This window comes from Xanthomonas sp. Leaf148 (genome assembly GCF_001423585.1).
GTDB lineage: Bacteria > Pseudomonadota > Gammaproteobacteria > Xanthomonadales > Xanthomonadaceae > Xanthomonas.
On the sequence record NZ_LMOP01000008.1, the window covers coordinates 1,539,836 to 1,561,724 of the forward strand.

The 21,889-nt window shown below is 64.5% G+C and carries 24 protein-coding genes and 1 pseudogene; 10 read left to right on the top strand and 15 right to left on the bottom strand.

The window, feature by feature from the left end; all coding sequences use genetic code 11:
* Nucleotides 1-35: 35 nt before the first annotated feature.
* Nucleotides 36-1,493 (bottom strand): Fe-S cluster assembly protein SufB, encoded by a 1,458-nt coding sequence (gene sufB / locus ASF90_RS11005; protein ID WP_055849652.1) that lies wholly within the window; start codon nt 1,491-1,493, stop codon nt 36-38.
* 15 nt (nt 1,494-1,508) lie between these two features.
* Nucleotides 1,509-1,967, bottom strand: coding sequence for an SUF system Fe-S cluster assembly regulator (locus ASF90_RS11010; RefSeq protein ID WP_055849653.1), 459 nt, complete (start codon nt 1,965-1,967; stop codon nt 1,509-1,511).
* 173 nt (nt 1,968-2,140) lie between these two features.
* On the opposite strand from ASF90_RS11010, the gene ASF90_RS11015 reads away from it, so the two are divergent.
* Entirely contained in the window at nt 2,141-2,608 is a 468-nt protein-coding gene (locus ASF90_RS11015) for an SET domain-containing protein-lysine N-methyltransferase (protein ID WP_055849656.1), read from the top strand.
* Between the two features lie 104 nt (nt 2,609-2,712).
* Nucleotides 2,713-3,255, top strand: a complete 543-nt coding sequence (locus ASF90_RS11020; RefSeq protein WP_055849659.1) for a type 1 glutamine amidotransferase domain-containing protein — start codon at nt 2,713-2,715, stop codon at nt 3,253-3,255.
* A 143-nt stretch (nt 3,256-3,398) separates the two neighbouring features.
* On the opposite strand, the gene ASF90_RS11025 is transcribed toward ASF90_RS11020, so the two are convergent.
* The 7 genes from ASF90_RS11025 to ASF90_RS11055 all read right to left on the bottom strand — a co-directional run bounded on the left by ASF90_RS11025 (nt 3,399) and on the right by ASF90_RS11055 (nt 8,329).
* Nucleotides 3,399-3,995 (bottom strand): DUF1439 domain-containing protein, encoded by a 597-nt coding sequence (locus ASF90_RS11025; protein WP_055849660.1) that lies wholly within the window; start codon nt 3,993-3,995, stop codon nt 3,399-3,401.
* A gap of 55 nt (nt 3,996-4,050) precedes the next feature.
* The gene (locus ASF90_RS11030; protein WP_082473491.1) at nt 4,051-4,440 is read right to left on the bottom strand and encodes a hypothetical protein; all 390 of its coding nucleotides are present in this window, start codon (nt 4,438-4,440) and stop codon (nt 4,051-4,053) included.
* Between the two features lie 209 nt (nt 4,441-4,649).
* A complete protein-coding gene (locus ASF90_RS11035; protein ID WP_055849666.1) occupies nt 4,650-4,952 on the bottom strand; it encodes a DUF3861 family protein in 303 nt (100 codons plus the stop codon).
* A 91-nt stretch (nt 4,953-5,043) separates the two neighbouring features.
* Complete coding sequence (locus ASF90_RS11040) at nt 5,044-5,625, bottom strand: M23 family metallopeptidase (protein WP_055849669.1); 582 nt, start codon at nt 5,623-5,625, stop codon at nt 5,044-5,046.
* Between the two features lie 151 nt (nt 5,626-5,776).
* Nucleotides 5,777-6,199, bottom strand: a complete 423-nt coding sequence (locus ASF90_RS11045; protein ID WP_055849670.1) for an HU family DNA-binding protein — start codon at nt 6,197-6,199, stop codon at nt 5,777-5,779.
* Between the two features lie 540 nt (nt 6,200-6,739).
* The gene (proC, locus tag ASF90_RS11050) at nt 6,740-7,594 is read right to left on the bottom strand and encodes a pyrroline-5-carboxylate reductase (RefSeq protein ID WP_055849673.1); all 855 of its coding nucleotides are present in this window, start codon (nt 7,592-7,594) and stop codon (nt 6,740-6,742) included.
* Between the two features lie 48 nt (nt 7,595-7,642).
* Nucleotides 7,643-8,329 carry a YggS family pyridoxal phosphate-dependent enzyme gene (locus ASF90_RS11055; protein ID WP_055849675.1) on the bottom strand — a complete coding sequence of 229 codons (687 nt, stop codon included), beginning with the start codon at nt 8,327-8,329 and terminating at the stop codon, nt 7,643-7,645.
* Nucleotides 8,330-8,661: 332 nt separating this feature from the next.
* On the opposite strand from ASF90_RS11055, the gene ASF90_RS11060 reads away from it, so the two are divergent.
* The 3 genes from ASF90_RS11060 to ASF90_RS11070 all read left to right on the top strand — a co-directional run bounded on the left by ASF90_RS11060 (nt 8,662) and on the right by ASF90_RS11070 (nt 11,904).
* Nucleotides 8,662-9,699, top strand: coding sequence for a type IV pilus twitching motility protein PilT (locus ASF90_RS11060; RefSeq protein ID WP_003489919.1), 1,038 nt, complete (start codon nt 8,662-8,664; stop codon nt 9,697-9,699).
* Nucleotides 9,700-9,826: 127 nt separating this feature from the next.
* On the top strand, nt 9,827-10,957 hold the full coding sequence (locus ASF90_RS11065) for a PilT/PilU family type 4a pilus ATPase (RefSeq protein WP_055849678.1): 1,131 nt from the start codon (nt 9,827-9,829) through the stop codon (nt 10,955-10,957).
* 272 nt (nt 10,958-11,229) lie between these two features.
* Nucleotides 11,230-11,904 carry a YitT family protein gene (locus ASF90_RS11070; protein ID WP_055849681.1) on the top strand — a complete coding sequence of 225 codons (675 nt, stop codon included), beginning with the start codon at nt 11,230-11,232 and terminating at the stop codon, nt 11,902-11,904.
* A gap of 57 nt (nt 11,905-11,961) precedes the next feature.
* Here ASF90_RS11070 and ASF90_RS24250 read toward each other — a convergent pair.
* From ASF90_RS24250 to ASF90_RS11085, 4 genes and pseudogenes are all read right to left on the bottom strand, one after another.
* Nucleotides 11,962-12,256 (bottom strand): annotated as a pseudogene (locus ASF90_RS24250) (DUF72 domain-containing protein); the annotation flags it as partial.
* Between the two features lie 81 nt (nt 12,257-12,337).
* A complete protein-coding gene (locus ASF90_RS11075) occupies nt 12,338-13,522 on the bottom strand; it encodes a hypothetical protein (protein ID WP_236699244.1) in 1,185 nt (394 codons plus the stop codon).
* Between the two features lie 41 nt (nt 13,523-13,563).
* Nucleotides 13,564-14,103, bottom strand: a complete 540-nt coding sequence (locus tag ASF90_RS11080) for a DNA-3-methyladenine glycosylase I (RefSeq protein WP_055849687.1) — start codon at nt 14,101-14,103, stop codon at nt 13,564-13,566.
* On the bottom strand, nt 14,100-15,944 hold the full coding sequence (locus ASF90_RS11085) for a DUF4153 domain-containing protein (protein WP_055849689.1): 1,845 nt from the start codon (nt 15,942-15,944) through the stop codon (nt 14,100-14,102). The genes ASF90_RS11080 and ASF90_RS11085 overlap by 4 nt, the downstream gene beginning before the upstream one ends.
* Before the next feature lie 79 nt (nt 15,945-16,023).
* Here ASF90_RS11085 and ASF90_RS11090 point away from each other — a divergent pair, with 79 nt between their 5' ends.
* From ASF90_RS11090 to ASF90_RS11110, 5 genes are all read left to right on the top strand, one after another.
* Entirely contained in the window at nt 16,024-16,590 is a 567-nt protein-coding gene (locus ASF90_RS11090; protein WP_055849691.1) for a YqgE/AlgH family protein, read from the top strand.
* Nucleotides 16,583-17,050, top strand: a complete 468-nt coding sequence (gene ruvX / locus ASF90_RS11095) for a Holliday junction resolvase RuvX (RefSeq protein ID WP_055849693.1) — start codon at nt 16,583-16,585, stop codon at nt 17,048-17,050. Before ASF90_RS11090 ends, ruvX begins: the two co-directional genes overlap by 8 nt.
* Before the next feature lie 13 nt (nt 17,051-17,063).
* The gene (locus ASF90_RS11100) at nt 17,064-18,011 is read left to right on the top strand and encodes an aspartate carbamoyltransferase catalytic subunit (protein WP_055849696.1); all 948 of its coding nucleotides are present in this window, start codon (nt 17,064-17,066) and stop codon (nt 18,009-18,011) included.
* Nucleotides 18,012-18,458: 447 nt separating this feature from the next.
* Complete coding sequence (locus ASF90_RS11105) at nt 18,459-18,893, top strand: OsmC family protein (protein ID WP_005992502.1); 435 nt, start codon at nt 18,459-18,461, stop codon at nt 18,891-18,893.
* 153 nt (nt 18,894-19,046) lie between these two features.
* Nucleotides 19,047-19,649, top strand: coding sequence for a glycine zipper 2TM domain-containing protein (locus ASF90_RS11110; protein WP_055849699.1), 603 nt, complete (start codon nt 19,047-19,049; stop codon nt 19,647-19,649).
* A 277-nt stretch (nt 19,650-19,926) separates the two neighbouring features.
* Here ASF90_RS11110 and ASF90_RS11115 read toward each other — a convergent pair whose 3' ends face one another.
* Both ASF90_RS11115 and ASF90_RS11120 read right to left on the bottom strand, forming a co-directional pair.
* Nucleotides 19,927-20,808: a PhzF family phenazine biosynthesis protein gene (locus tag ASF90_RS11115; RefSeq protein ID WP_055849702.1), complete on the bottom strand. Its 882-nt coding sequence runs from the start codon at nt 20,806-20,808 to the stop codon at nt 19,927-19,929.
* 31 nt (nt 20,809-20,839) lie between these two features.
* Nucleotides 20,840-21,718 carry a PhzF family phenazine biosynthesis protein gene (locus ASF90_RS11120; protein WP_055849705.1) on the bottom strand — a complete coding sequence of 293 codons (879 nt, stop codon included), beginning with the start codon at nt 21,716-21,718 and terminating at the stop codon, nt 20,840-20,842.
* Nucleotides 21,719-21,889 lie beyond the last annotated feature (171 nt).

Genomic DNA, 21,889 nt, shown 5'->3' on the forward strand with positions numbered 1-21,889 from the left:
CGCCACCTTCTCCCTAAGGGAGAAGGGAAAGGGTGTCAGCCGACGCTGCCTTCCAGCGAGACTTCCAGCAGCTTCTTGGCTTCCACGGCGAACTCCATCGGCAGCTCGCGGAACACCTGCTTACAGAAACCGTCGACGATCAGCGACACCGCATCTTCCTGGCTGATGCCACGCGCGCGGCAATAGAACAGCTGGTCGTCGCTGATCTTGGAGGTGGTGGCCTCGTGCTCGACGGTGGCGCCGGGATTCTTCACCTCGATATAGGGGAAGGTGTGCGCGCCGCATTGCTTGCCGATCAATAGCGAATCGCACTGGGTGTAATTGCGCGCGCCATCGGCATTGCGATCCACCTTGACCAGGCCGCGATAGGTGTTTTGCCCACGCCCGGCACTGATGCCCTTGCTGACGATCTTGCTCTTGGTGCGCTTGCCGATGTGGATCATCTTGGTGCCGGTGTCGGCCTGCTGACGATGATGGGTGAGTGCCACCGAGTGAAACTCACCCACTGAATCGTCGCCGAGCAGCACGCACGACGGATACTTCCAGGTGATCGCCGAGCCGGTTTCGACCTGGGTCCAGGTCACCTTGCTGCGGTCGCCACGGCATTCGGCACGCTTGGTGACGAAGTTGTAGATGCCGCCAACGCCGTTTTCATCGCCCGGGTACCAGTTCTGCACCGTCGAGTACTTGATCTCGGCGTCTTCCAGCGTCACCAGTTCCACCACCGCGGCATGCAGCTGGTTTTCATCGCGCATCGGCGCGGTGCAGCCTTCCAGATACGACACATAGGCCTTGTCTTCGCACACGATCAAGGTGCGCTCGAACTGGCCGGTATGACCGGCATTGATGCGAAAATAGGTGCTCAATTCCATCGGGCAACGCACGCCCTTGGGAATGAACACGAAGCTGCCATCGGAGAACACCGCCGAGTTGAGCGCGGCGAAATAGTTGTCGCCCACGGGCACCACGCTGCCCAGGTATTGCTTGACGATCTCCGGATGCTCTTTGATCGCCTCGGACATCGAGCAGAAGATCACGCCCTTTTCGGCCAGTTCCTTGCGGAAGGTGGTGCCGACCGAGACCGAATCGAACACCGCATCCACCGCAACGCCGGCCAGCCGCGCGCGCTCGTGCAACGGCACGCCGAGCTTGTCGTAGGTGTCCAGCAGTTCCTTGGGCACATCGTCCAGCGAGGCGTACTTCGGGCCCTTGGGCGCGGAGTAGTAGCTCAATGCCTGGAAATCGATCGGCGCGATCTTGAGCTTGGCCCATTCGGGCATCGGCATTTTCAGCCAATGGCGGTAGGCCTCAAGACGCCAGTCGGTCATCCATTGCGGCTCGTCTTTCTTGGCCGACAACGCACGGATGGTGTCTTCGTCCAGACCGGGCGGGAGCGAATCGGATTCGATCTCGGTGATGAAGCCGGCGTCGTAGCGTCGGCCCAGCCGTTCGAGGATCTGCGCATTCTGCGGAGGAGCAAGTTCGGTGGCCATCGGGCTGCCTACAGGTCAGGTGGTCGCGACGCGTGCGGCGATGGAACGCCGACGGCTGTCGCCAGGGAGAGAGAGGGGCTGCAACATCTGCGCAAGCGTGACCCGACGCAATGCGTCGCCGACCACGTCGTTGATCAGGCGCCAGTTGGAGCGCACGCCGCATGTCTGCGCGATGCCGCACTGGCTGTGGTCCTGGCTGCATTCGGTGATCGCCAGCGGGCCTTCCATTGCCTCGACGATCTCCACCAGGGTGATCTGGCTGGCGTCGCGCGCAAGCCGGTAACCGCCGTGCACACCGCGCAGGCCTTCCACCAGCCCGGCTTGCGACAACGGCTTGAGGATCTTGCTCACGGTCGGCGTTTCCAGGCCCGCCTGTTCGGCCAGTTCGCTGGCGCTGAGCACTTCACCGCTGCGCGCGGCAAGCACGGTCAGCACGACGGTGGCGTAATCGGTGAGTTTGGTGACGCGCAACATGGGCGAGCAGAAAACCTTAAAGCGGACCGAAATTGTACTCTTTCCGGCAGGGCGGGGCCAACCGCCCGGTTCAGCCGCCGGCAAGCGCAGGGCGTTGCAGGCGGTGGAGCGCTTGTGCTTGGCGCACGGACGCGCTGCGGTCACAATGAGCGGCCCCATCACTGGACCCTTACATGTCGCGCAAAGTTGCCGCCCGCAAGTCACGTATCCACGGCAATGGCATGTTCGCCCTCGCCCCGCTCCGCAAGGGCGAGCGCATCATTCAGTACAAGGGGCGCCTGCGCACGCACGCCGAGGTAGACGCCGATGACACCGGCGACGTGGAAAGCGGCCACACCTTCCTGTTTACGCTCAGCGACGATTACGTGCTGGATGCCAATTACGAAGGCAATGTCGCGCGCTGGATCAACCACAGCTGCAATCCCAATTGCGAAGCGGTGATCGAAGAAGCCGAAGGCGACGACCGCAGCAAGGACAAGATCTTCATCGAGGCCAAGCGCGCCATCAAGGCCGGCGCCGAGCTCACCTACAACTACGGCATCACCCTGAGCGAGCGCCACACGCCGCGTCTGAAGAAGATCTGGGAATGCCGCTGCGGCTCCAAGAACTGCACGGGCACGATGCTGCAGCCCAAGCGCTGAGCCTGGCGAAGCGCACTGCGCGCTGACGCGACGCACACATCGGTTCACGGGTGCGCAACAGTGCGCTGCCTACGGTGCGGGCTTCTTTTATCGAGGAGCCCCACATGGCGTATTCGCTCTCCGGCAAGACCATTGCGGTCCTGGCCACCGATGGCTTCGAGCAATCCGAACTGACAGAACCCAAGCGCTTGCTGGAATCGTGGGGCGCCACGGTCGATGTGGTCGCGCCTGGCGATGGCGCAGCGATCCGCGCCTGGAATCACACCGATTGGGGCGATTCGGTTGCGGTCGACCGGCATCTTGAGCAAGCAACGCCTGAAACCTACGATGCGCTGGTGCTGCCCGGTGGCGTGCTCAATCCCGACACGCTGCGCACGGATCAGCAGGCGATTGCCTTCATTCGTGCATTCGCCACGGCGCACAAGCCGGTGGCGGCAATCTGCCATGGGCCGTGGTTGTTGCTGGAGAGCGATCTGGTGCGCGGCCGCAACGTCACCTCGTGGCCGTCGGTCAAAACCGATCTGACCAACGCCGGCGCGCGCTGGCAGGACGCCGAGGTGGTGGTCGATGGTGCGTTGATCACCAGCCGCAAGCCCGACGACATTCCGGCATTCAGTGCTGCGGTGGCCAAGGCCCTGTCTGCGTAAGGCGCGTTAGCCGTTATCTGTCACTTGTTTCAGTAAACACGGCCCGGCGCTGTTGCGTCGGGCCGTTGCATGATGGTCGTTGTGCGCGTCGTACCCACCTTGCGCGGACTGTTTTCGCCCTGGGTGAAGATAACGGTGCGGACTTACTTCCCCGACAGCGCCGCCGCCGGCACCATCTGCTCGATGTTCTGATTGAAGTTGACCGCCACGCGACCGTTCTGGATGCCCACCGACTCCACCTGCACCGCGCCCATCACTGCGGCAATCGACGGGTCGATGCGATAGATGGGTTCCTTGCGCGCGTAGTCGGCCAGCCAGGTGTTGAGCAGCTGACGGGTGCTGTGGTCGAGCTTTGCGCCGGAATTGGCCGGGCGGAAATCGTCGATGCTGGGCTGGTCGAGATAGAAGCCTTGTTTGGCGACGTCGTAACGCAGCGCGCTGGTCAGGGTTACATTGCCCACCGGAGCCGGCGCACCGCCGGCAGTGGCCACGGCCAGATCGAACGCCATCTTGAGTCGGTCGCCCGGCGGCAGCGACAGCGCGGGGTTGCTGACCGTCATTGCGATCAAGCCGCCGAGCGTGTCGTGCGTTTGCGGGAAGCGACCGCCCAGATACTGCTGCAGGTCGCTGGCCTGCACGCTGATCTGATGTCCCTGGATCTGCGGCGCCGCCCAGGCGCTGCCAACGGGGAGCGCCAAGGCGAGGGCAAGCACGGATCCTGCAAGCGAACGCAGTTTCATCGGGTGACTCCGGCAATAGGTGACACAACCTTAGTCAGCACTGGTGAACCACGGGTTAGCGCAGTACCGGTTGCAGCGTGGCGGAGTAGATTTCCCAGCTGTCGCTGCCGGCGCGCGGTTGCAAGCGATAGGCGCCGACCAGCTGCTGCGTGCCCGCACCCGTGCGTACGACGATGCGCACCGGCACTTCGATGCGTCGCGGCGGATGTTCCTGATCCAGCGGCACCGGCGGCTCGTTGTTGATGCGCATCGAGCGGATATCACCGATACCGCGCAGCGCCGCGTCGTCCGGCACCGGCGATGGACGTCCGCCGGTCCACAGCGCATCGGCATCGGCCCGCGCGGCACCGGGCAGTGCACCCAGATAACGCTGCACGGTGGCGCTTGCTTCGGCCAGGTCGGCGCGCGTTTGCGCATCGTCGGGGGCTTCGGACGCCGGCGACATGGGTACGCTTTGGGCAGTCACCGCAGCGGAGTCTGTCGCCGCAGTGGCTTTAGGCGAGCTTGTGGTCGCAACAGCTTGCTGATCTGTACTGCGATGACAGCTGCAGCCTGCGAGTGCGGCTACTGATAAAGCAATGACGATCCAACGCATGGCGGCTCTCCATCCCCGAGGCGCGCAGTGTAGCGGGCGTATGCGGTGCGGAGCAGCGCTCAGGCGCCGGGTTGGACGCGTTGCAGGCGATCGAGCAGTAGTTGCAGCTTGGGCCGCAATGCATCCAGCGCATCGCTGGGTTGCGCGCGTGGACGGGCGGCCAGGTCTTCCAGCAATTGCGAGCCGACGGTCAGTGCGGCGCATTCGTCGCTGCTCAGATCGCGGCGCAGGTGCAACTCTTCGAGCAGACGCATCCAGTCGGCGCGGGAGCGCTGTTCGAACTCGATGGTGCAGCGGTCGTCGCACGGTCGCCCGTCGTTCTCGATGGGCGTGACCGTAATGCGATAGCGTTTTCGGGGCATGGTGGTCGCGTCACTCCTGGGCTACCTCCACCATAGGGGTAGGCTGCCGCGCGCTCGATAGCGCAGGCCATGACGCAGTGTTCCAGCATGCTCAGTCGGCAGGCGGTGGCGTGGTTTTACGCAGCAGCGGCAGCGGATCGTACGCACCGTTGCGCCCATAGACACCATAGTGCAGGTGTGGCGGCGTGCCGCGCGCGTTGCCGGTGGTACCGACCATGCCCAGTGCGGTACCGGGCTCGACGACATCGCCAACGGCCAGTCCCGGTGCCCAGTCGTCCAGGTGCGCATAGTAGTGCCGCTCCATCGCCGGCCCGAGCACCCAAACCTGTTTTCCACCCAGCCCGGCGTCGCGAATGGCACTGACCACGCCGCGGGTGGCGGCAACCACAGGCGTACCGCGTGGCGCGAAAATATCTACCCCGGCATGGCTGCGGTCGCGTCCGCGTGGTGCACCGAAGGTGTCGGCGATCTGGCGGGCACGGACGTTTTTCACTGGAATCTGCAGGGTCTGCGGCGGCGGCATTCGTGACAGCTCCCAGGTGGTGCGCAGACGTTCGCCCATCGGCGACTGCCAGGCCCAGCGCGCGGCCACGCCCAACGCGCACAGCAGGACAATCGAAACCAGCAGGCGACGCACACGTCGGGCGGGGCTGCGGGTTGATGGCGCGGTCATGGGCACTCTCTGTTGCGAACTCACCAACAGGGTAGGCGGGCTGCCATGACCGCGATGTGGTGTGTCGACACGCATCGCCAACAAGACGCGGGAAAAGCGCAAAAAAAAGACGGCCCGAAGGCCGTCTCGATGACACCGGATGCGTGCTCGATTAGAGCGCGGCGTCCTTCAGCTTCTTCAGCAAGCGTGCCTTGACCTTGAGGCTGGCGGGCTTGGCGGGGAAGGTCTGCTCTTCCTTGGTGAAAGGGTTGATCCCCTTACGCTTCGGCTTGGCCGGCACGTGCACAGCGGTCAGCTTCAACATGCCCGGAAGAGTGAACGAGCCAGCGCCCTTCTTGTTGAGCGAGGAGTGTGCGGTGGCTTCCAGCGACGCCAGCACGGCGCGGACGTCCTTCGGAGCCAGCTGGGTGGATTCGGCGATGTGCGCGACCAGGCCGGTCTTGCTCAGGGCTTCCTTGATCGGCTTCGGTGCGGCGGTCTTGGTCGCGGCCTTGGCCGGCTTTGCGGTCTTGGTAGCGGCGACCTTTTTCACTGCCTTCTTGGGGGCAGCCTTCTTAGCGGCGGTTTTTGCCATGAGGTATTCGTTCCGTATTCGTTGGTGGTGTTGGGTCTGCCGACCCAGTCGGCAACGCGAAATGTAGGGCAACTGCTGCGCGCCGCCAATAGGCAAACGATGAAACAACACAAAAAAGCGTCTTTCGACGGGGATTCGTTCACCAGCGGCGCAAAATGCGCGTAAAAAACAGTGCGGAACGCGTGCAGCGCGCAGGCATGTGCCGTATCTGACGCAGAGCAGCAGGTCGTTGCGCAAGGCTGCGGTGGTAATGCGCATGCCAAAAGACTCTGCACTGCGCCATCCGCTCTGCTGCCAACGACGGATGCATCGCCGCGAGATGTCGAACAAGTCGCGTGCGATCGCCTGATTGGCGCGTATTGGCATCGATTGCAAAGCGCGCGACGTTGCGTGGGAAGGTCGCTTGATGCCTGGCGCTGGGTATTGGGAAATCGCGTAGCGACGTGTTGCGATGCAGGCTGCGTGGGGGGGGGCGATCACCGCGACGCGTCGCTGATTGCCCCATGCAGCCAGCAACGCGTTGGGGCGAACCGCGGCGCGTTAGTCGTTGGCAGCCGACAAGCTGCGGCCGCGTTCGGTCGCAGCAGCGATTGCCCGCGCTGTCAGCGCTTCGAATCCGCCAGCCTGGAATGTTTCGATGGCCGCTTGCGTGGTGCCGTTGGGCGAGGTCACGCGACCGCGCAGGACCTGCGGTGCTTCGCCCGATTCGGTAAGCATGCGCGATGCGCCCAGCAGGGTTTGCAGGACCAGCGTGCGCGCGGTATCGGCCGGCAGTCCCTGCGCCTGTGCTGCCGCTTCCATCGCTTCGGCCAGTAAAAACACGTACGCCGGCCCGCTACCGGAAACGGCAGTCACCGCATCCATCTGCGCTTCGTCGTCGATCCACACCGTCACCCCGGCGCTTTCCAGCAATTGGGTTGCCTGCATGCGCTGCGCATCGGAGACGCGTGCAGTGGCATACAGCCCGGTCACGCCGGCGCCGAGCAGCGCGGGGGTGTTGGGCATCGCGCGGACCACCGCCGTATCGCCGCCGCACCAACGCTGCAACTGCGTTGCGGTGATGCCGGCTGCAATCGACAGCAACAGCGGCTGTTGCGCTTGTGCAAGCGTAGCCAATTGCGCGCACACGCTTGGCATGACCTGCGGTTTGACCGCCAGCACCCAGGTGGCTGCGCCATCGGCCGCGTCGCGCGCGTCTGCGACGGCCTGTACGCCAAAGTCGCGCGACAACCCGGTGCGCAACTCTTCTACCGGCTCGGCGACGCGCAGGCTCGCAGCCGGCACGCCTTGCCGGATCAGCCCGGCGATCAAGCTGCGCGCCATGTTGCCGCCGCCGATAAACGCGATGCGCCCGGCGGTGACGGATAACGGCGCAGGCGGCGTGGGCAGAGTCATTGCGGTACCTCTAGTAATAGGAATGGATGGCGCGATGTGCGAGGCAGATCAGACGGAGGGCGAGGGCGCGCGCGCGCCGAATAGCGCCGTGCCCACGCGGACCATGGTGGCACCGGCCGCGATCGCTTCGGCGAAGTCCGCGCTCATGCCCATCGACAAGGTGTCCACCTGCCGATGGCGCTGCTGCAGGTGCGCGAACAAGTCCTGCATGCGCGCGAACGCCGCAGCGCGTCGTGCCTGGTCCGGGAACGGCGCAGGGATCGCCATCAAGCCGCGCAGTTGCAGTCGCGGTTGTAGTGCGATGGCGTCGGCCAGGCCGTCGATGGCGTCCGGCGCGCATCCGTATTTGCTGTCCTCATCGTCGATATTGACCTGGATCAGCACATTCAACGGCATGCGGTCGTCCGGGCGGTATCGCGCCAGCAGCGGAATCAACTTAGCGCGGTCCACGGTCTGCACCCAGTCGAAACATTGGCTGGCGACGTCGGCCTTGTTGGACTGCAGGTGGCCGATCAGATGCCATTCCAGCCCCAGCTCGCGCAGCGCGGCGATCTTGGCTTGCGCTTCCTGCACGTAGTTTTCGCCGAATGCGCGCTGGCCCTGGGCGGCCAATACGGCGACGGCATCGGCCGGTTTGGTCTTGGACACCGCCAGCAACCGAACGTCGGCACGCGCATGCGTGGCTGCTGCGGCATGGATGGCATCGAGAATCTGCTGCAGCGACGAAGCCGGCACGTGGCAATCCAGAACAAGCGGGAGCGCTAGTGTGCCGCCGCCGCTGGCTTCCTTCCAGCACGCCGCGCGCTTTTGCTGGGTTGACGGCGGCAGCGCGCACCGGCATCGGCGTCGCTGCGGGCTGCGGGCGCAGCCGCTGGGTGCACAATCCCGCCTGGTTGGGCCGGACGCAGGCAAGCGCCGTGCCTGGGCATGCCCGAAAAACAACGCCTTCAGCCGCATACGACACTGCCGACCTGAACCGGCGCCAGGCCGCTTCCCGCCAGCAGCCAGAACGCTATACTGCCAGCCGGGGAGTACCTTCCAATCGCAGCCTAGGGGAAAAGCAGCGCATGGATATCGCTGAACTATTGGCGTTTTCTGTCAAGAACAAGGCATCGGACCTGCACCTGTCTGCAGGGCTGCCGCCGATGATCCGTGTCGATGGCGATGTCCGTCGCATCAATATTCCGGCGTTGGACCATAAGCAGGTGCACGCGCTGGTGTACGACATCATGTCGGACAAGCAGCGGCGCGATTACGAAGAATTCCTCGAGGTCGACTTCTCGTTCGAGATTCCCTCGCTGGCGCGCTTCCGCGTCAACGCGTTCAATCAGAATCGTGGCGCCGGCGCGGTGTTCCGCACCATTCCGTCCGAAGTGCTGACGCTGGAAGACCTGGGCTGCCCGCCGATCTTCCGCCAGCTGATCGACCAGCCGCAGGGCCTGATCCTGGTCACCGGCCCGACCGGTTCGGGCAAGTCGACCACGCTGGCCGGCATGATCGACTACATCAACAAGAACGAATACGGCCACATCCTCACCGTCGAGGATCCGATCGAATTCGTGCACACCTCGCAGAAGTGCCTGATCAATCAGCGCGAAGTGCACCGCGATACGCACGGCTTCAACGAAGCGTTGCGCTCGGCATTGCGCGAAGACCCGGACATCATCCTGGTCGGCGAGTTGCGCGACCTGGAAACCATTCGCCTGGCGCTCACCGCTGCGGAAACCGGCCACTTGGTGTTCGGCACCCTGCACACCAGCTCGGCGGCCAAGACCATCGACCGCATCATCGACGTGTTCCCGGCCGGCGAAAAGCCCATGGTGCGCTCGATGCTGTCCGAATCCTTGCGCGCGGTGATTTCGCAGGCATTGCTCAAGAAAGTGGGCGGCGGGCGTACCGCAGCCTGGGAAATCATGGTCGGCACCCCGGCGATCCGTAACCTGATCCGCGAGGACAAGGTGGCGCAGATGTATTCGTCGATCCAGACCGGCCAGCAGTACGGCATGCAGACGCTGGATCAGCATCTGCAGGACCTGGTCAAGCGCAGCCTGATCACGCGCAACCAGGCCCGCGAATACGCCAAGGACAAGCGGATATTCGAGTGATTCGGGAATCGGGAATCGGGAAGGGGGAATCGCACGAGCGCGCCCCTGACTGGTTCCGGCTCCTGGCTTGCAGATTTTCCAATTCCCGATTCTCGATTCCCAATTCCCGGCTCCAAGGGAGCACGCCATGAGCACCATCGACTTCACCTCCTTCCTCAAGCTGATGGCGCATCAGAAGGCGTCGGATCTGTTCATCACCTCCGGCATGCCGCCGGCGATCAAGGTGCACGGCAAGATCAGCCCGATCACGCAGACGCCGTTGACCGCGCAGCAGAGCCGCGATCTGGTGTTGAACGTAATGACGCCGTCGCAGCGCGAAGAGTTCGAAAAGACCCACGAGTGCAACTTCGCCATCGGCGTGTCCGGGGTCGGGCGCTTCCGTGTGAGCTGCTTCTATCAGCGCAATCAAGTGGGCATGGTGCTGCGTCGGATCGAGACGCGCATTCCCACCGTGGAAGAGCTGAGCCTGCCGCCGGTGATCAAGACGCTGGCGATGACCAAGCGCGGTATCATCATTTTCGTGGGCGCCACCGGTACCGGTAAGTCGACTTCGTTGGCGGCAATGATCGGTTACCGCAACCAGAATTCCACCGGGCACATCATCACCATCGAAGACCCGATCGAATTCGTGCACAAGCACGAAGGCTGCATCATCACCCAGCGCGAAGTCGGCATCGATACCGATAGCTGGGAAAATGCGCTGAAAAACACCCTGCGCCAGGCGCCGGACGTGATCATGATTGGCGAGGTGCGTACCCGCGAGGGCATGGACCACGCGATCGCCTTCGCCGAAACCGGCCACCTGGTGCTGTGCACGCTGCACGCCAACAATGCCAACCAGGCGATGGACCGCATCATCAACTTCTTCCCGGAAGACCGCCGCAATCAGCTGCTGATGGATCTGTCGCTAAACCTCAAGGGTGTGGTGGCGCAGCAACTGATTCCGACTCCGGATGGGCGCAGCCGCCGTGTGGCGATGGAGATCATGCTCGGCACGCCACTGGTGCAGGACTACATCCGCGACGGCGAGATCCACAAGCTCAAGGAGATCATGAAGGAGTCCACCAACCTGGGCATGCGCACCTTCGACCAGAGCCTGTTCGAGCTGTATCAGGCCGGCGAAATCAGCTACGAAGACGCGCTGCGCCACGCCGACTCGCAGAACGAAGTGCGCCTGCGCATCAAGCTCTCGCAGGGCGGCGATGCCAAGACCCTGTCGCAGGGGATGGATGGCGTGGAGATTGCCGAAGTTCGGTAATGCGTCGTCTGTTGCCGCAGAGCTTGCGCTGGCTGCGGCCAGCGTCTGGCTCGGTGGTTTGTAGTGGTGGATCAAAATGGCGCCCCGCATCGGGCGCCTTTTTTGTAGACGCGATTCCCCTGTGGTAATGCACGCGTCCCGCACTGGAGAGGCGGCATCGCTGCTGTTTCAGATGTAACCAGGGTGGCCGATAGTGTCTAATATCGCACCCCACTGCAGTGCCCAAACCCGTGAGCCTTCCCGATTCCGATCTCCGTCCGGAGCAAGAACCGTTGCCCGACGACGGCACCGTGGTCACCTCCGGGCCGTTGACGCCACCGCCGGATTCGGCGGGAACCACGGCCGACGACCACGCGTACCACCATTCGGTGGCCGAGGACGTGCAGGGCATGGTGCTGGCCACGCTGGTGGCCTCGCTCGGCCTGGCGATCTTCGCCAAGGGCGGGCTGATGATCGGCGGCATGGCCGGTGTCGCCTTCCTGCTGCACTACGCGTTGCATTGGAATTTTGGCCTGGTGTTCGTGCTGGTCAATCTGCCGTTTTACTGGCTGAGCGTGCGCCGCATGGGCTGGGAATTCACATTGAAGACCTTCGCTGCGGTCGGTGCTTGCGGCGCCTTGACCGATCTGCTGCCGCGCTGGGCTGAGTACGCGCACATCAGCACGGCGTTCGCCGCCATTGCTGGTGGCGCGCTGGCCGGGCTGGGCATCCTGTTCTTCATCCGCCACCGCGGAAGCCTGGGCGGAATCGGCATTCTGGCGGTGTATCTGCAGCGCGAACGCGGCTGGAGCGCAGGTAAGGTGCAGATGAGCTTCGATGCCATGCTGATGCTGGTGGCGTTCGCCATCCTCACGCCTGACAAGGTGCTGTATTCGGCGCTCGGCGCGCTGATGCTGAGCCTGGTGCTGATGTTCAACCACCGCCCGCACCGCTATATGGGCGTGTAATCCGGCAGGCGACCTCGTCGCTCACCACGTAGGAGCGCACCTGGGCGCGATGCAGCTTTACCGATAACCCGTGGTGCCCGGGTTCCACCGGCAATCGGTGTGCAAGTTCAAGCATTGCATCAGCCCACGTGCGCCGAAGAGCGCATGCACGTCATCTCGTTATCTACGTAGCACTGCGCACTGCGCGTTTGAGTGCGCGTGCGTCTATTCGGGCCGGATCGTCCGGTTCCTCGCCATGTGCCTGCCAGGCCTCGATGCAGGTTGCCTCGCGACCCAGCGCGGCGTCGCTATCACTGCTGGCGTAGCGTTGCGCATCGCCATGCAGACCTGGAGAGACGAAGTCAGCGCTGACATTGGACGCATCGCTATCGCGTGGCAGCTGGCCTGGACAGCATCAAGCAGCGCTCGCAGTCTCGACGGCCACGCTCGGCGGTTACTCCGGCTGCGCAGTCGCGGTTATCACCGCCACGCTGGCTCGCTCGCGTCTTGAGTCCAGCGGCAGGGTCGCGACCTGAGTGCCGGGAGCGTCGTACAGCCACAGCGCACAACACCCTTCCGGGGAGGTCAGATAGCTGCTGCGAAAGGCCACAATGCTGGCGCTGTAACACGCCAGGCCGCGCCGCACACGAAAGTCGGCGACATAGTCGAAGGTGTAGTGGCCCGCATCGTGCCAGGGCCATTGATCGGCTTCGTCGGGATCGCCGCTGGTCTGCGCCGGGCAGCGTGCAGCAGGGTCCGGTGCACGCTGCGTGCCGTCCGGTGCGAACGCAAGCTGCTGCAGCTGCGCGTTGACGGCTGCCTGCAGTTGCGGGTGTTGCGCCAGCCAGTGCGATGCCTGTTGGTCTTCGGCGGTGGCACTGGTTGCTTGGCGCGATGGTGTCGCCAATGTGTGCCGGTAGCGATAGCGCACCTGCAGTACCTGCGTCTCCACGCGTTCGCCGGGCAAGGACAACGGGCGCGATACCGTCACCGTGTCCTGAAAATAATCGCCATCGCGGTAGGCCGCGTAGCTTTTGCCATCGATGCGCAGCCAGTACAAAGCCTGATCGCTGCCGCGGCCGTTGATGCTGAAGCTGCCCGGCGTGCTGTCTGCGTCAACTGCAGTGGCGACTGCCGGGCGGAAGCCCTGCGCGCGGTCGTAGCGCAGCACGGAGATGTCGTTGAAGAGCCCGGTGCCGCCGACATACGCATCGTCTATCAGATCGCGCTGACCGTCTTCGTCCAGGTCGGCCAATGTGTAGTGGTGGTTGCCATTTTCAGCGATGTCGTTCTCTGCACTGGCACTGGTGGTGCGGTAAGCCTGCACTGCCAGCCACTCCGCATCTGTCACACCCACTGGTTGCACGGCTGGGAGTGCTTCGGCATCGTCGCTGTCGTCCGGCCTGCCGAGATCGAAGCTGAGCCCGGTGGTGTCGGCATGGCGCTGCAGTACGGTATCGATCGGGATGGGGTTGCCGATTGGCTCGGCGACGATTTCGCGACGCAATTGTTCCAGCACCTGCGAGACCGTCGCAGTCGTTGGCGGGGCCGCATGTGCCTGGAAAACCAGCGCGGCATGGGCGACGAGCACGAGCAGGCAGCCGTTGCGTGTCCTTGCTGAGACAGGCGATGGCAGCATGCCGAAAGCGTGCCTGCCTCCGTGCTTGAACATCCGCGCGCTCATGCTGCCTGCATCCAGGCCGGTTTGAGTTTGGCGATGCGTTTGAACGCCGGGCATTGCGCGTGATGTGCGCCGGGCAGGTAGCCCAGACTCATCAGGAATTCGCCGGTGATTTCGCCGCCGGTGAAGCGGAACGTCTTCTTGAACAGTTTGACCCAGGCCGGCTTGTCGAGCGGATGCTGCGCATCCAGCCATTGCGCAAAACTGCCATGCGAACGGCGCAAGGTCTGGATGACCTGCGCGTTGTGGATGGCCGCCAGGATTTTCAGACGGTTGCGGATGATGCCGGCGTCGCTCATCAAGCGCGCAATCTCGGCGTCGCCATACGCCGCGACGGTATCCACGTCGAATCGGTCATACGCTTGCTGAAAATTGGCGCGTTTGCGCAGGATGGTTTCCCAGCTCAGGCCGGCCTGATTGATTTCCAGCACCAGGCGCTCGAACAGTTCGCGTTCTTCGCGCTGCGGGAACCCATATTCGTGGTCGTGGTAATGCCCGTGCACCGGGTGGCCGGGCGCGATGCTGCAGTAGCCGCTCATGGTTGAGGTTCCGGCCGGATGCCTACTTCGTTGGGGGTGATGTGGATGCGTCGGCCTCCCGGCAGCGCCAGGTCCGGCCAGCGATTGGGCCGCGTCTGTAGCTGATCATTGCGCAGCGCCTGGCTCACTTCGCTCATGGCCGCGCCGTCCAGGGAATAGAGCTTTGCCGTACCGGCTTGATACCATCCACCGCCGTTGCGGGTCTGCAGCTCGCAGGCAACCACATAGTCGGCGCCGAGATTGCACAACAGCACATCGAGCTCGCCGTCGCCATCGAGGTCGCTGCTGCTGACAACGCAGTTGCTGTTGCCCTGCGTGCAGGCGCCCCAGAGCATCTTGGACCGCACCAGGTAGTGCCACCAGTCCGCTGGCGGCTCTGCCTGGCCGTCAGCTACGGTCACGTGCTTGCGGATTTGGGTCAGGTCGGTCAGCTGTTTGTCCTTCTGGTCTTCTACTGGCTCACTGCCTGCCCAGCGGCTGGTGCGTGCCAGTAACTGCTCCAGCTTCTGCTTGCGCTCCGGGCTGCCGGCAAAGGGGGGCGTCGCGCGCAGCGACTGCACGGCCAGATAGCCGCGGCGGCCATTGTCGAAACGCAGAAATTCCAGATTCTGTTGCAGGGTCTCGGGCGTGTCGTTGGCAAGGCGCTGTATCTGGCTCCGTACGGTGATGCGATACGGGTCGAGTAGCGGTGTATTGACCAGCACTGCCAGCCCGATCACCACCCACGACAGCGCCATGTTGCCGCCGGCCAGCTGCGGTAGCCAGCGATCGGCGCGCGGCCGCAGCACCGCGAACGCGTAGGCCATGGCATATGCCAGCGCCAGCGCGGCCAGCAAGGCCGCGCAGATGCGTTCGCTGGTCCAGCCGTGCTGCGCAATGCGCAGACCCACTGCGTAGGCGGCCAGCGCCGCATGCAGCGGCAGGCTGAGCAACCCGGCCTCGATCATCCGGCGCAACCAGCGCGGATACGGCGGCAGCCCGCTGCCATCCTGGTACACGGCGTTGGTAAACAGCACCAGCCCGAACACCAGGCTCAGCAGGATCGACGCCGCCGAACGGGTCTGCCAGAGCGCCTGCAGCCCGGTAAACGGCAGCACCAGCAGGAACAGCAGCGCAATGCCGGCCAGCAGCGGGAGCAGGCCGGTGCAGAGGGCGAACAGGATCTGCCGCATCACCTGCACCGCGCGGTGCTGGGTGCGCCCGATCAGGATGCCCAGCCCGGTGATGGCGCCGGTCGCCAGGTAGGCGAACGCCTGTTCGTGGAACAGTTCGGCAAAAAACCTGATCTTGACCAGCGCGAACAAGCTGGCCCATAGCCCCAGCACCATCCAGCACACGCCCACGAACAGCAGCGCCAGTGCCAGGGTCAGGCCGTTCTGCCAGGCGTGTTCGAACAGGTCGCGGTAGCCGGCCCGCCAATGGCCGTGCAGCTGCCGATGTTGCATCCAGGGCAGCGCGACGAACCAGCCGACCGTGATGGTGAAGCCGAACGGACCAAGGACCCGCGCGACCTGCAGGGCCGGCGCGCCGGTGCTGCTCCACGCTGCCCAGCTGCCCAGGGCAGCCAATACCAGCGTGCTTGCCGCCACGTGCTGCCACAGGCGCCAGTCGCGAAGATCCTGCACGCTCAGCAGTACCAGGCTGGGCACGATCGCCACCACGGTGTACCAGCAGATTCGGGCGCCCAGTTCGGTGAAGGGCCACGCGCCATGTTGTTGGCCCACTGCGGCCAGATACAGCAGGCAGCCTTGCAAGAGCGCCACCAGTACGATCAAGACGCGGGTCTGGCGGGGCAGTGGCGCGTCGGAGCGCGCGGGTACGGTTCCAGGTGTAGGCAGCATCGTCTGTCCTTGGCATGCAATAGGCGGCAAGTATGGCAGTGGCTCTGCGCGCGGCGGAACGAACGGCTAGAATGCGGCCATGTCTGTTTTGCCCACGCCTCTGGCCAACCAACTGCTGATCGCGCTCCCGGCGCTGTCCGATCCCACCTTTTCGCGCAGCGTCGCGCTGATTTGTCAGCACGATGAAAACGGCGCGATGGGCGTGCTGGTCAACCGGCCATCCGAGTACACATTGGGCGAAGTGCTGTCGCAGATGGGCATCGACACCGACGATGCGCAGCTGCGCGAGCAGATCGTGCTCAGTGGCGGGCCGGTGCACCCGGAGCGCGGTTTTGTCATCCACGACGATGCGCGCGAATGGGATTCCAGCCTGGAAGTGGGGCAGGGTGTGTTCCTGACCACGTCGCGCGACATCCTCGAAGCCATGGCTGCCGGCAAAGGCCCGCGCAATGCGCTGGTGGCACTGGGCTGCGCGGGCTGGGGAGCGGGCCAACTCGAATTCGAACTGGGCGAGAACAGCTGGCTGACCGCACCGTCGGACGCCAACGTGCTGTTCGACACCGCGCTGGAAGATCGCTGGCAGACCGCTGCCGGGCGCATCGGTGTGGACCTGTTCCGGCTCACGGATTATTCCGGGCATGCCTGAGGCGGGCGCACTCCGCCCCGATGGCACGGTGCTGGGCTTCGACGTGGGGTCGCGCCGGATCGGTGTGGCGGTCGGTACCGCGCTGGGTGCCGGTGCGCGTGCGGTCGCGGTCATCAATGTGCATGCCAACGGCCCGGACTGGGCAGCGCTGGATCGCGTGCACAAGGAATGGCGACCAAATGGCCTGGTGGTCGGCGACCCGCTCACGCTGGACGACAAAGACCAACCTGCCCGTAAACGCGCGCATGCCTTCGCCCGGCAATTGCGCGAACGCTATGCGCTGCCGGTCGTACTGATCGACGAGCGCTCCAGTTCGGTCGAAGCCGCGCAGCGGTTTGCGCGCGAACGCGCCGATGGGCGCAAGCGCCGCCGCGATGCCGACGCACTGGACGCCATGGCGGCGGCCGTGATCGTCGAACGCTGGCTGGCCGCGCCCGACCAAGCCACTCTTCTCCCTTGATTCCCGACCTGCGATGACCACCATGCAACTCGATTCGGACGGACGCCTGCGTCACCTGCTCACCCTGGAAGGACTGCCGCGCACCACGCTGCTGCAACTACTCGACCGTGCCGGCCAGATCCGCGATGCCGCGGTCGGCCGGGTTGGCAAGCGCAGCGTGCTGGCCGGCACTGCGGTGTGCACGCTGTTCTTTGAACCGTCCACGCGCACGCGCAGCTCGTTTCATCTGGCCGCGCAGCGATTGGGCGCGGACGTGCTCAATTTCGACGCGTCCACCTCCTCCACCCGCAAGGGCGAGACCGCGCGCGACACCTTGAAGAATCTCGAAGCGATGGGCGTGCGTGGGTTTGTCGTGCGCCACCCGGATGACGGTGCGGTGGAAGCGCTGGCCGCTGCCGCAGGCGAGGGCACCGCATTGATCAACGCTGGCGATGGCCGCAGTTCGCATCCCACCCAGGGCTTGCTCGACATGCTGACCCTGCGCCAGGCCAAGGGCACCGATTTTTCCAAGCTCAAGGTCGTGATCGTCGGCGACGTGAAGCACTCGCGTGTGGCGCGCTCGGACCTGCATGCACTGCGCACGCTGGGCGCTGGCGAGATCCGCGTGTGCGGCCCGGCCAGCCTGCTGCCCGATGACGACATGCTGGACGGCTGCGTGGTCGGCCAGGATTTCGACGCCATGCTGGAAGGTGCCGACGCCCTGATGATGCTGCGCCTGCAACGCGAGCGCATGGAAGAAGGCCTGGTGCCGTCGCTAGAGCAATATCACAGCGACTACGGGCTGACCCGCGAGCGTCTGGCGCGCGCCGGTCGCGATGCCGCAGTGCTGCATCCGGGCCCGATCAACCGCGGCGTGGAAATCACCGACGAGGTCGCCGACGGCGCGCAATCGTGCGTGCTGCGCCAGGTCGCCAACGGCGTCGCTGTGCGTATGGCGGTGCTGGAAACCCTGTTGGGCTGATTGCCCGCACGTTCGCTCGTAGGCACCGCGCGAGCGCAGTGCCTGCGAAAGATCCACCGAACACTGAACACCGGGCGCAGCGACAGCCGTCGCAGCGCCCGCTTTTTTCCTGCACGCAGGCATGCATCCCGGCACCGTCATGTATTCGAGCATGGGCGCCTGTCAGCAACGCTACGCAGCCACCAGCCGCGCGTGGCCGATCGTCCGAATCGAGCTCCACCGTAACGATGCGGGGCCTCCTTCGCGATGCATCCCGTTGCCGCTGCTCGTCGCTTGTCTTGAGTCGCCGCCAACCTGACGTTAGCCGCGCGACCAACCGCATGCAGCAGTGCACGCTCTTGCGATTCCCCATTCCCCATTCCCGATTCCCGATTCCCCGCAACAAGCACCAAGCGCTAACACCCGCTCGCCTAAGGTGGCGGTCTCTTTCAATCGCAGGAGATCGCAATGGGTATTTCGCGTCACGCCACCGCTCACTGGGAAGGCGACCTCAAGACCGGCAAGGGTCAGCTCAGCACGCCGCAGAGCGGCTTGATGGACAACACCCGCTACGCCTTCAGCAGCCGCTTCGGCGACGAGAAGGGCACCAATCCTGAAGAACTCATCGCTGCCGCGCACGCGGGCTGCTTCACCATGGCGCTGTCGGCGCAGCTGACCGAAGCCGGCTTTCCGCCGACCTCGCTGGACACCCGTGCAGACGTCGATCTGTCGATGGAAGGCGGCCCGCAGCTGTCGCAGATCCGTCTGAAGCTCAAGGCGGTGGTGCCGGGGATCGACGAAGCCAAGTTCCGCGAGCTGGCCGATACCGCCAAGAAGAATTGCCCGGTATCCAAGGCACTGAGCGCCGTGCCGATCAGCCTGGAAAGCGAATTTTCCAACTGATGTGTGTCAAGGCTGCGGAGCGTCGGCGGACCATGCCGGCGAGCGCAGCTGGCGGCAACCTGAATAGGCCTTTGTAAGGCCTGTTCGGTTCAGGGCGGTTTCACTGCAACAAGCCGAGCATCGGCAACGTGTCCTCCCTGTGAAGCTGCCGCAATGAAAACTCTTGTGCTTGGTGCTCTGGTAATGGGTCTGGCCGTAGCGGGCAATGCAACGGCGCAGCGCTACGACAGCGGCTACCGCGACAATGGTCGTGGCAGCTACGAGGACGGCCGTTACGAGTACGCACGCGTCGTACGCGTGGACCCGATCATCGTGTCCGACTCCTACAACGAACGCAGCAGCGAGCGCTGCTACAACCGTCCGTCCGATGGTTACTACACCAGCAATGATGGCTACTCCCGCGACGGCGGCAGCTACGGCTCGCCCAATGCCTCCAACCGTGGCGTTGCCAGCGTCATCGGCGGTATCGCCGGTGCGGTGCTCGGCAGTCAGGTCGGTGGCGGTAACGGACGTCTGGTCGGCACTGCCGTCGGCACCATGGCCGGCGTCGCGGCGGGCCGCTCAATTTACGAGGCTAATCACCGCAGTTATCAAGGCAACGTCAGCGTCTGCGAACCTGTGTCGTACCGCACTTCGCGCGAGCGTGTGGATGGCTACGACGTGACGTATGAATATGCGGGCCGCACCTACCACACGCGCAGCGATTACAACCCGGGTGACCGGATCCGTGTGCGCGTGGATGTCCGCCCTGACTGATTGATTACGTGTGGGTTGTTCGTAAAAAAACGCTGCGGAAAACCGCAGCGTTTTTTTATCTTGCGAGAGCTGCGGCAGGTGAGCGTTTGTTGCTAGTACTTGATGGCACGTCGCATCGGGCAGACTGCAAAGGTTTCTGAGTTTGACCGCTAAACGCAGGTGCACCTTATGACGGATGTTGATCGGGCCGAGTTCGCAGCGCGGAAGAATTTTTATGGGTTCTTTGTCTGTGAACCGCACGCATCAAGCTGGGCGAACACCAACATGTCGGCTGCGCTCAGCTCCAGTCCAAGGTCCCGCGAATCACTGTCTGTACCTGGCCGCCGGACCACACGTCGCCGTTGTTGTCGATGCGCAGTTCCAGCAAGGCATCGAAGCCGATCTCGCGTCCCTGACTGACCACGTAGCGCCGCTCTTTGCCGGGCAGTGCGTGGCGGCTGTCCAACCAGGCCGCGAGCACGGCATTGGCCGCACCGGACGCGGCGTCTTCAAAACGCCGGCCATTGCCCACAAAGGCGCGCACCGCCAGATCGTAGCTGCCGGCCTGAGCGGCACGCGCGTAGGCGAAGACGCCCATGCTGCCGGTGGATTCGGCCAATGCGACAATCGCGTCCCAGCTCGGCTGCAGGCTGCGCAATGCCGCTTCGCTGGCCAGCTCCACGACCCACCAAGTGCGGCCGCCATCCATCAACGCGGGCGGCAGGGCGCCGAGCGACCAGCCGTGCAGTGCATCGCGCAGACGCGGGTCGTCCGCGTCCACCTGTTCGGCAACGCGCGCGCGCGGCGTGCGGATGGCGATGCTGCGGTGGCCATCGATCTGCTCCACGCGCAGCGGCAACTGGCCGGCAATGCCGTCCTGTACCAGCAGTCCTTCGTCTGGCGCGGCCAGCCCAGCGTCGAGCACCGCATGCGCCGTGCCCACGCTGGGGTGGCCGGCGAAGGGAACCTCTTTTTGCGGCGAAAACATCCGTAGCCGGTAGCTGCTGTGCGCATCGGCTGCGGGAAACACAAAGGTGGTTTCCGGCAACTTGGTCCAGCGGGCGATCGCCTGCATCGCTGCATCGTCCAGACCCTGCGCATCCAGCACCACCGCCAGCGGATTGCCGCTGCCAGGGCGGGCGGAGAACACATCCAGTTGCAGGAAACGGCGGGTGGTCATGGTGGCGGATCCGCGAGCAGGGCGCGGCAGCTTACCAATCGATGCGGCCGTCGATCACCTGCAGCGTCGTTCCGCCAATCCAGACTTCGCCTGCATCATCCACTTCCACCTGGATGCGGCCATCGCGGCCCACCTCGCGGCCCTGGCTGGCGACATAACGCGACGCCTCGCCGGGCAGGCGGTTCTCGCCATGCAGGCGTGCGGCAATGCAGGCATTGGCGCTACCAGTGACCGGATCTTCGGGGATGCCATCGCCGGGGCAAAACGCGCGCACCACCAGATCTGCGTCGCCGTCCTGCACGGCTGCATAAATCGCCAGTCCGGTGGCAGCGCTGGCCTGGGTCAGGCGGGTAATTGCGGCAAGATCCGGCGCGGCCTGGCGCACCGCTGCGGCGTCGGCCAGCTCCAGCAGCCACCAGTTCGGGCCGTTGTTCCAGAGTTCTGCGGGATGCTGTGCTACCTGCAATCCGGCGCTAGCTGCCTGCACTGCCGCCGCGTGGGTGTCGCCGGTTGCGATGATGCGCGCGCGTGGCGCGCGCAGCCGCACCTGCAAGGCGCCGTGGCGGTCGAACACGTCCACCGGCAGCACGCCGGCCGCGCATTGCTGGTGCAGCCGGCCATCGGCCTTGTATGCGGTCAGCCCGTGCGTTGCGGCGGCCCACGCCGCGCCGACGCTGGGATGGCCGGCAAACGGCAGCTCCGCGCGCGGGGTGAAAATGCGGATGTGATAGTCGGCATCCGGCACGCTGACCGGCACAAAAAAGATCGTCTCCGACAGGTTCAGCCATGCCGCGATCTGCTGCATCTGCTCAGTTGACAGCGCGCCCGCGTCGAACACCACGCCCAGCGGGTTGCCGGAGCCGGTGCGGCTGGCGAAGACATCCAGTTGCAGGTAGCGGTGCTTGCTCATGCGCGGTGCGATCTCGGTGGTAGGAACATTGCAGATGGTTGCAGCGCAAACCGTTGCCGCGATGAAGAGCGGCGCTACGGAGTGCGACCGCACGCGGGGTCAGAGGCGCGCCATTGGCAGTAGAATCGGAGGTTCCGCCCGGCATCCCGGCTTCTTTCCCCCATCATAAAC

Coding starts and splice junctions, on each gene's coding strand:
- sufB (WP_055849652.1), bottom strand. CDS start 1,493: ATGGCCACCGAACTTGCTCCTCCGCAGAATGCGCAGATCCTCGAACGG.
- ASF90_RS11010 (WP_055849653.1), bottom strand. CDS start 1,967: ATGTTGCGCGTCACCAAACTCACCGATTACGCCACCGTCGTGCTGACC.
- ASF90_RS11015 (WP_055849656.1), top strand. CDS start 2,141: ATGTCGCGCAAAGTTGCCGCCCGCAAGTCACGTATCCACGGCAATGGC.
- ASF90_RS11020 (WP_055849659.1), top strand. CDS start 2,713: ATGGCGTATTCGCTCTCCGGCAAGACCATTGCGGTCCTGGCCACCGAT.
- ASF90_RS11025 (WP_055849660.1), bottom strand. CDS start 3,995: ATGAAACTGCGTTCGCTTGCAGGATCCGTGCTTGCCCTCGCCTTGGCG.
- ASF90_RS11030 (WP_082473491.1), bottom strand. CDS start 4,440: ATGTCGCCGGCGTCCGAAGCCCCCGACGATGCGCAAACGCGCGCCGAC.
- ASF90_RS11035 (WP_055849666.1), bottom strand. CDS start 4,952: ATGCCCCGAAAACGCTATCGCATTACGGTCACGCCCATCGAGAACGAC.
- ASF90_RS11040 (WP_055849669.1), bottom strand. CDS start 5,625: ATGACCGCGCCATCAACCCGCAGCCCCGCCCGACGTGTGCGTCGCCTG.
- ASF90_RS11045 (WP_055849670.1), bottom strand. CDS start 6,199: ATGGCAAAAACCGCCGCTAAGAAGGCTGCCCCCAAGAAGGCAGTGAAA.
- proC (WP_055849673.1), bottom strand. CDS start 7,594: ATGACTCTGCCCACGCCGCCTGCGCCGTTATCCGTCACCGCCGGGCGC.
- ASF90_RS11060 (WP_003489919.1), top strand. CDS start 8,662: ATGGATATCGCTGAACTATTGGCGTTTTCTGTCAAGAACAAGGCATCG.
- ASF90_RS11065 (WP_055849678.1), top strand. CDS start 9,827: ATGAGCACCATCGACTTCACCTCCTTCCTCAAGCTGATGGCGCATCAG.
- ASF90_RS11075 (WP_236699244.1), bottom strand. CDS start 13,522: ATGCTGCCATCGCCTGTCTCAGCAAGGACACGCAACGGCTGCCTGCTC.
- ASF90_RS11080 (WP_055849687.1), bottom strand. CDS start 14,103: ATGAGCGGCTACTGCAGCATCGCGCCCGGCCACCCGGTGCACGGGCAT.
- ASF90_RS11085 (WP_055849689.1), bottom strand. CDS start 15,944: ATGCTGCCTACACCTGGAACCGTACCCGCGCGCTCCGACGCGCCACTG.
- ASF90_RS11090 (WP_055849691.1), top strand. CDS start 16,024: ATGTCTGTTTTGCCCACGCCTCTGGCCAACCAACTGCTGATCGCGCTC.
- ruvX (WP_055849693.1), top strand. CDS start 16,583: ATGCCTGAGGCGGGCGCACTCCGCCCCGATGGCACGGTGCTGGGCTTC.
- ASF90_RS11100 (WP_055849696.1), top strand. CDS start 17,064: ATGACCACCATGCAACTCGATTCGGACGGACGCCTGCGTCACCTGCTC.
- ASF90_RS11105 (WP_005992502.1), top strand. CDS start 18,459: ATGGGTATTTCGCGTCACGCCACCGCTCACTGGGAAGGCGACCTCAAG.
- ASF90_RS11110 (WP_055849699.1), top strand. CDS start 19,047: ATGAAAACTCTTGTGCTTGGTGCTCTGGTAATGGGTCTGGCCGTAGCG.
- ASF90_RS11115 (WP_055849702.1), bottom strand. CDS start 20,808: ATGACCACCCGCCGTTTCCTGCAACTGGATGTGTTCTCCGCCCGCCCT.
- ASF90_RS11120 (WP_055849705.1), bottom strand. CDS start 21,718: ATGAGCAAGCACCGCTACCTGCAACTGGATGTCTTCGCCAGCCGCACC.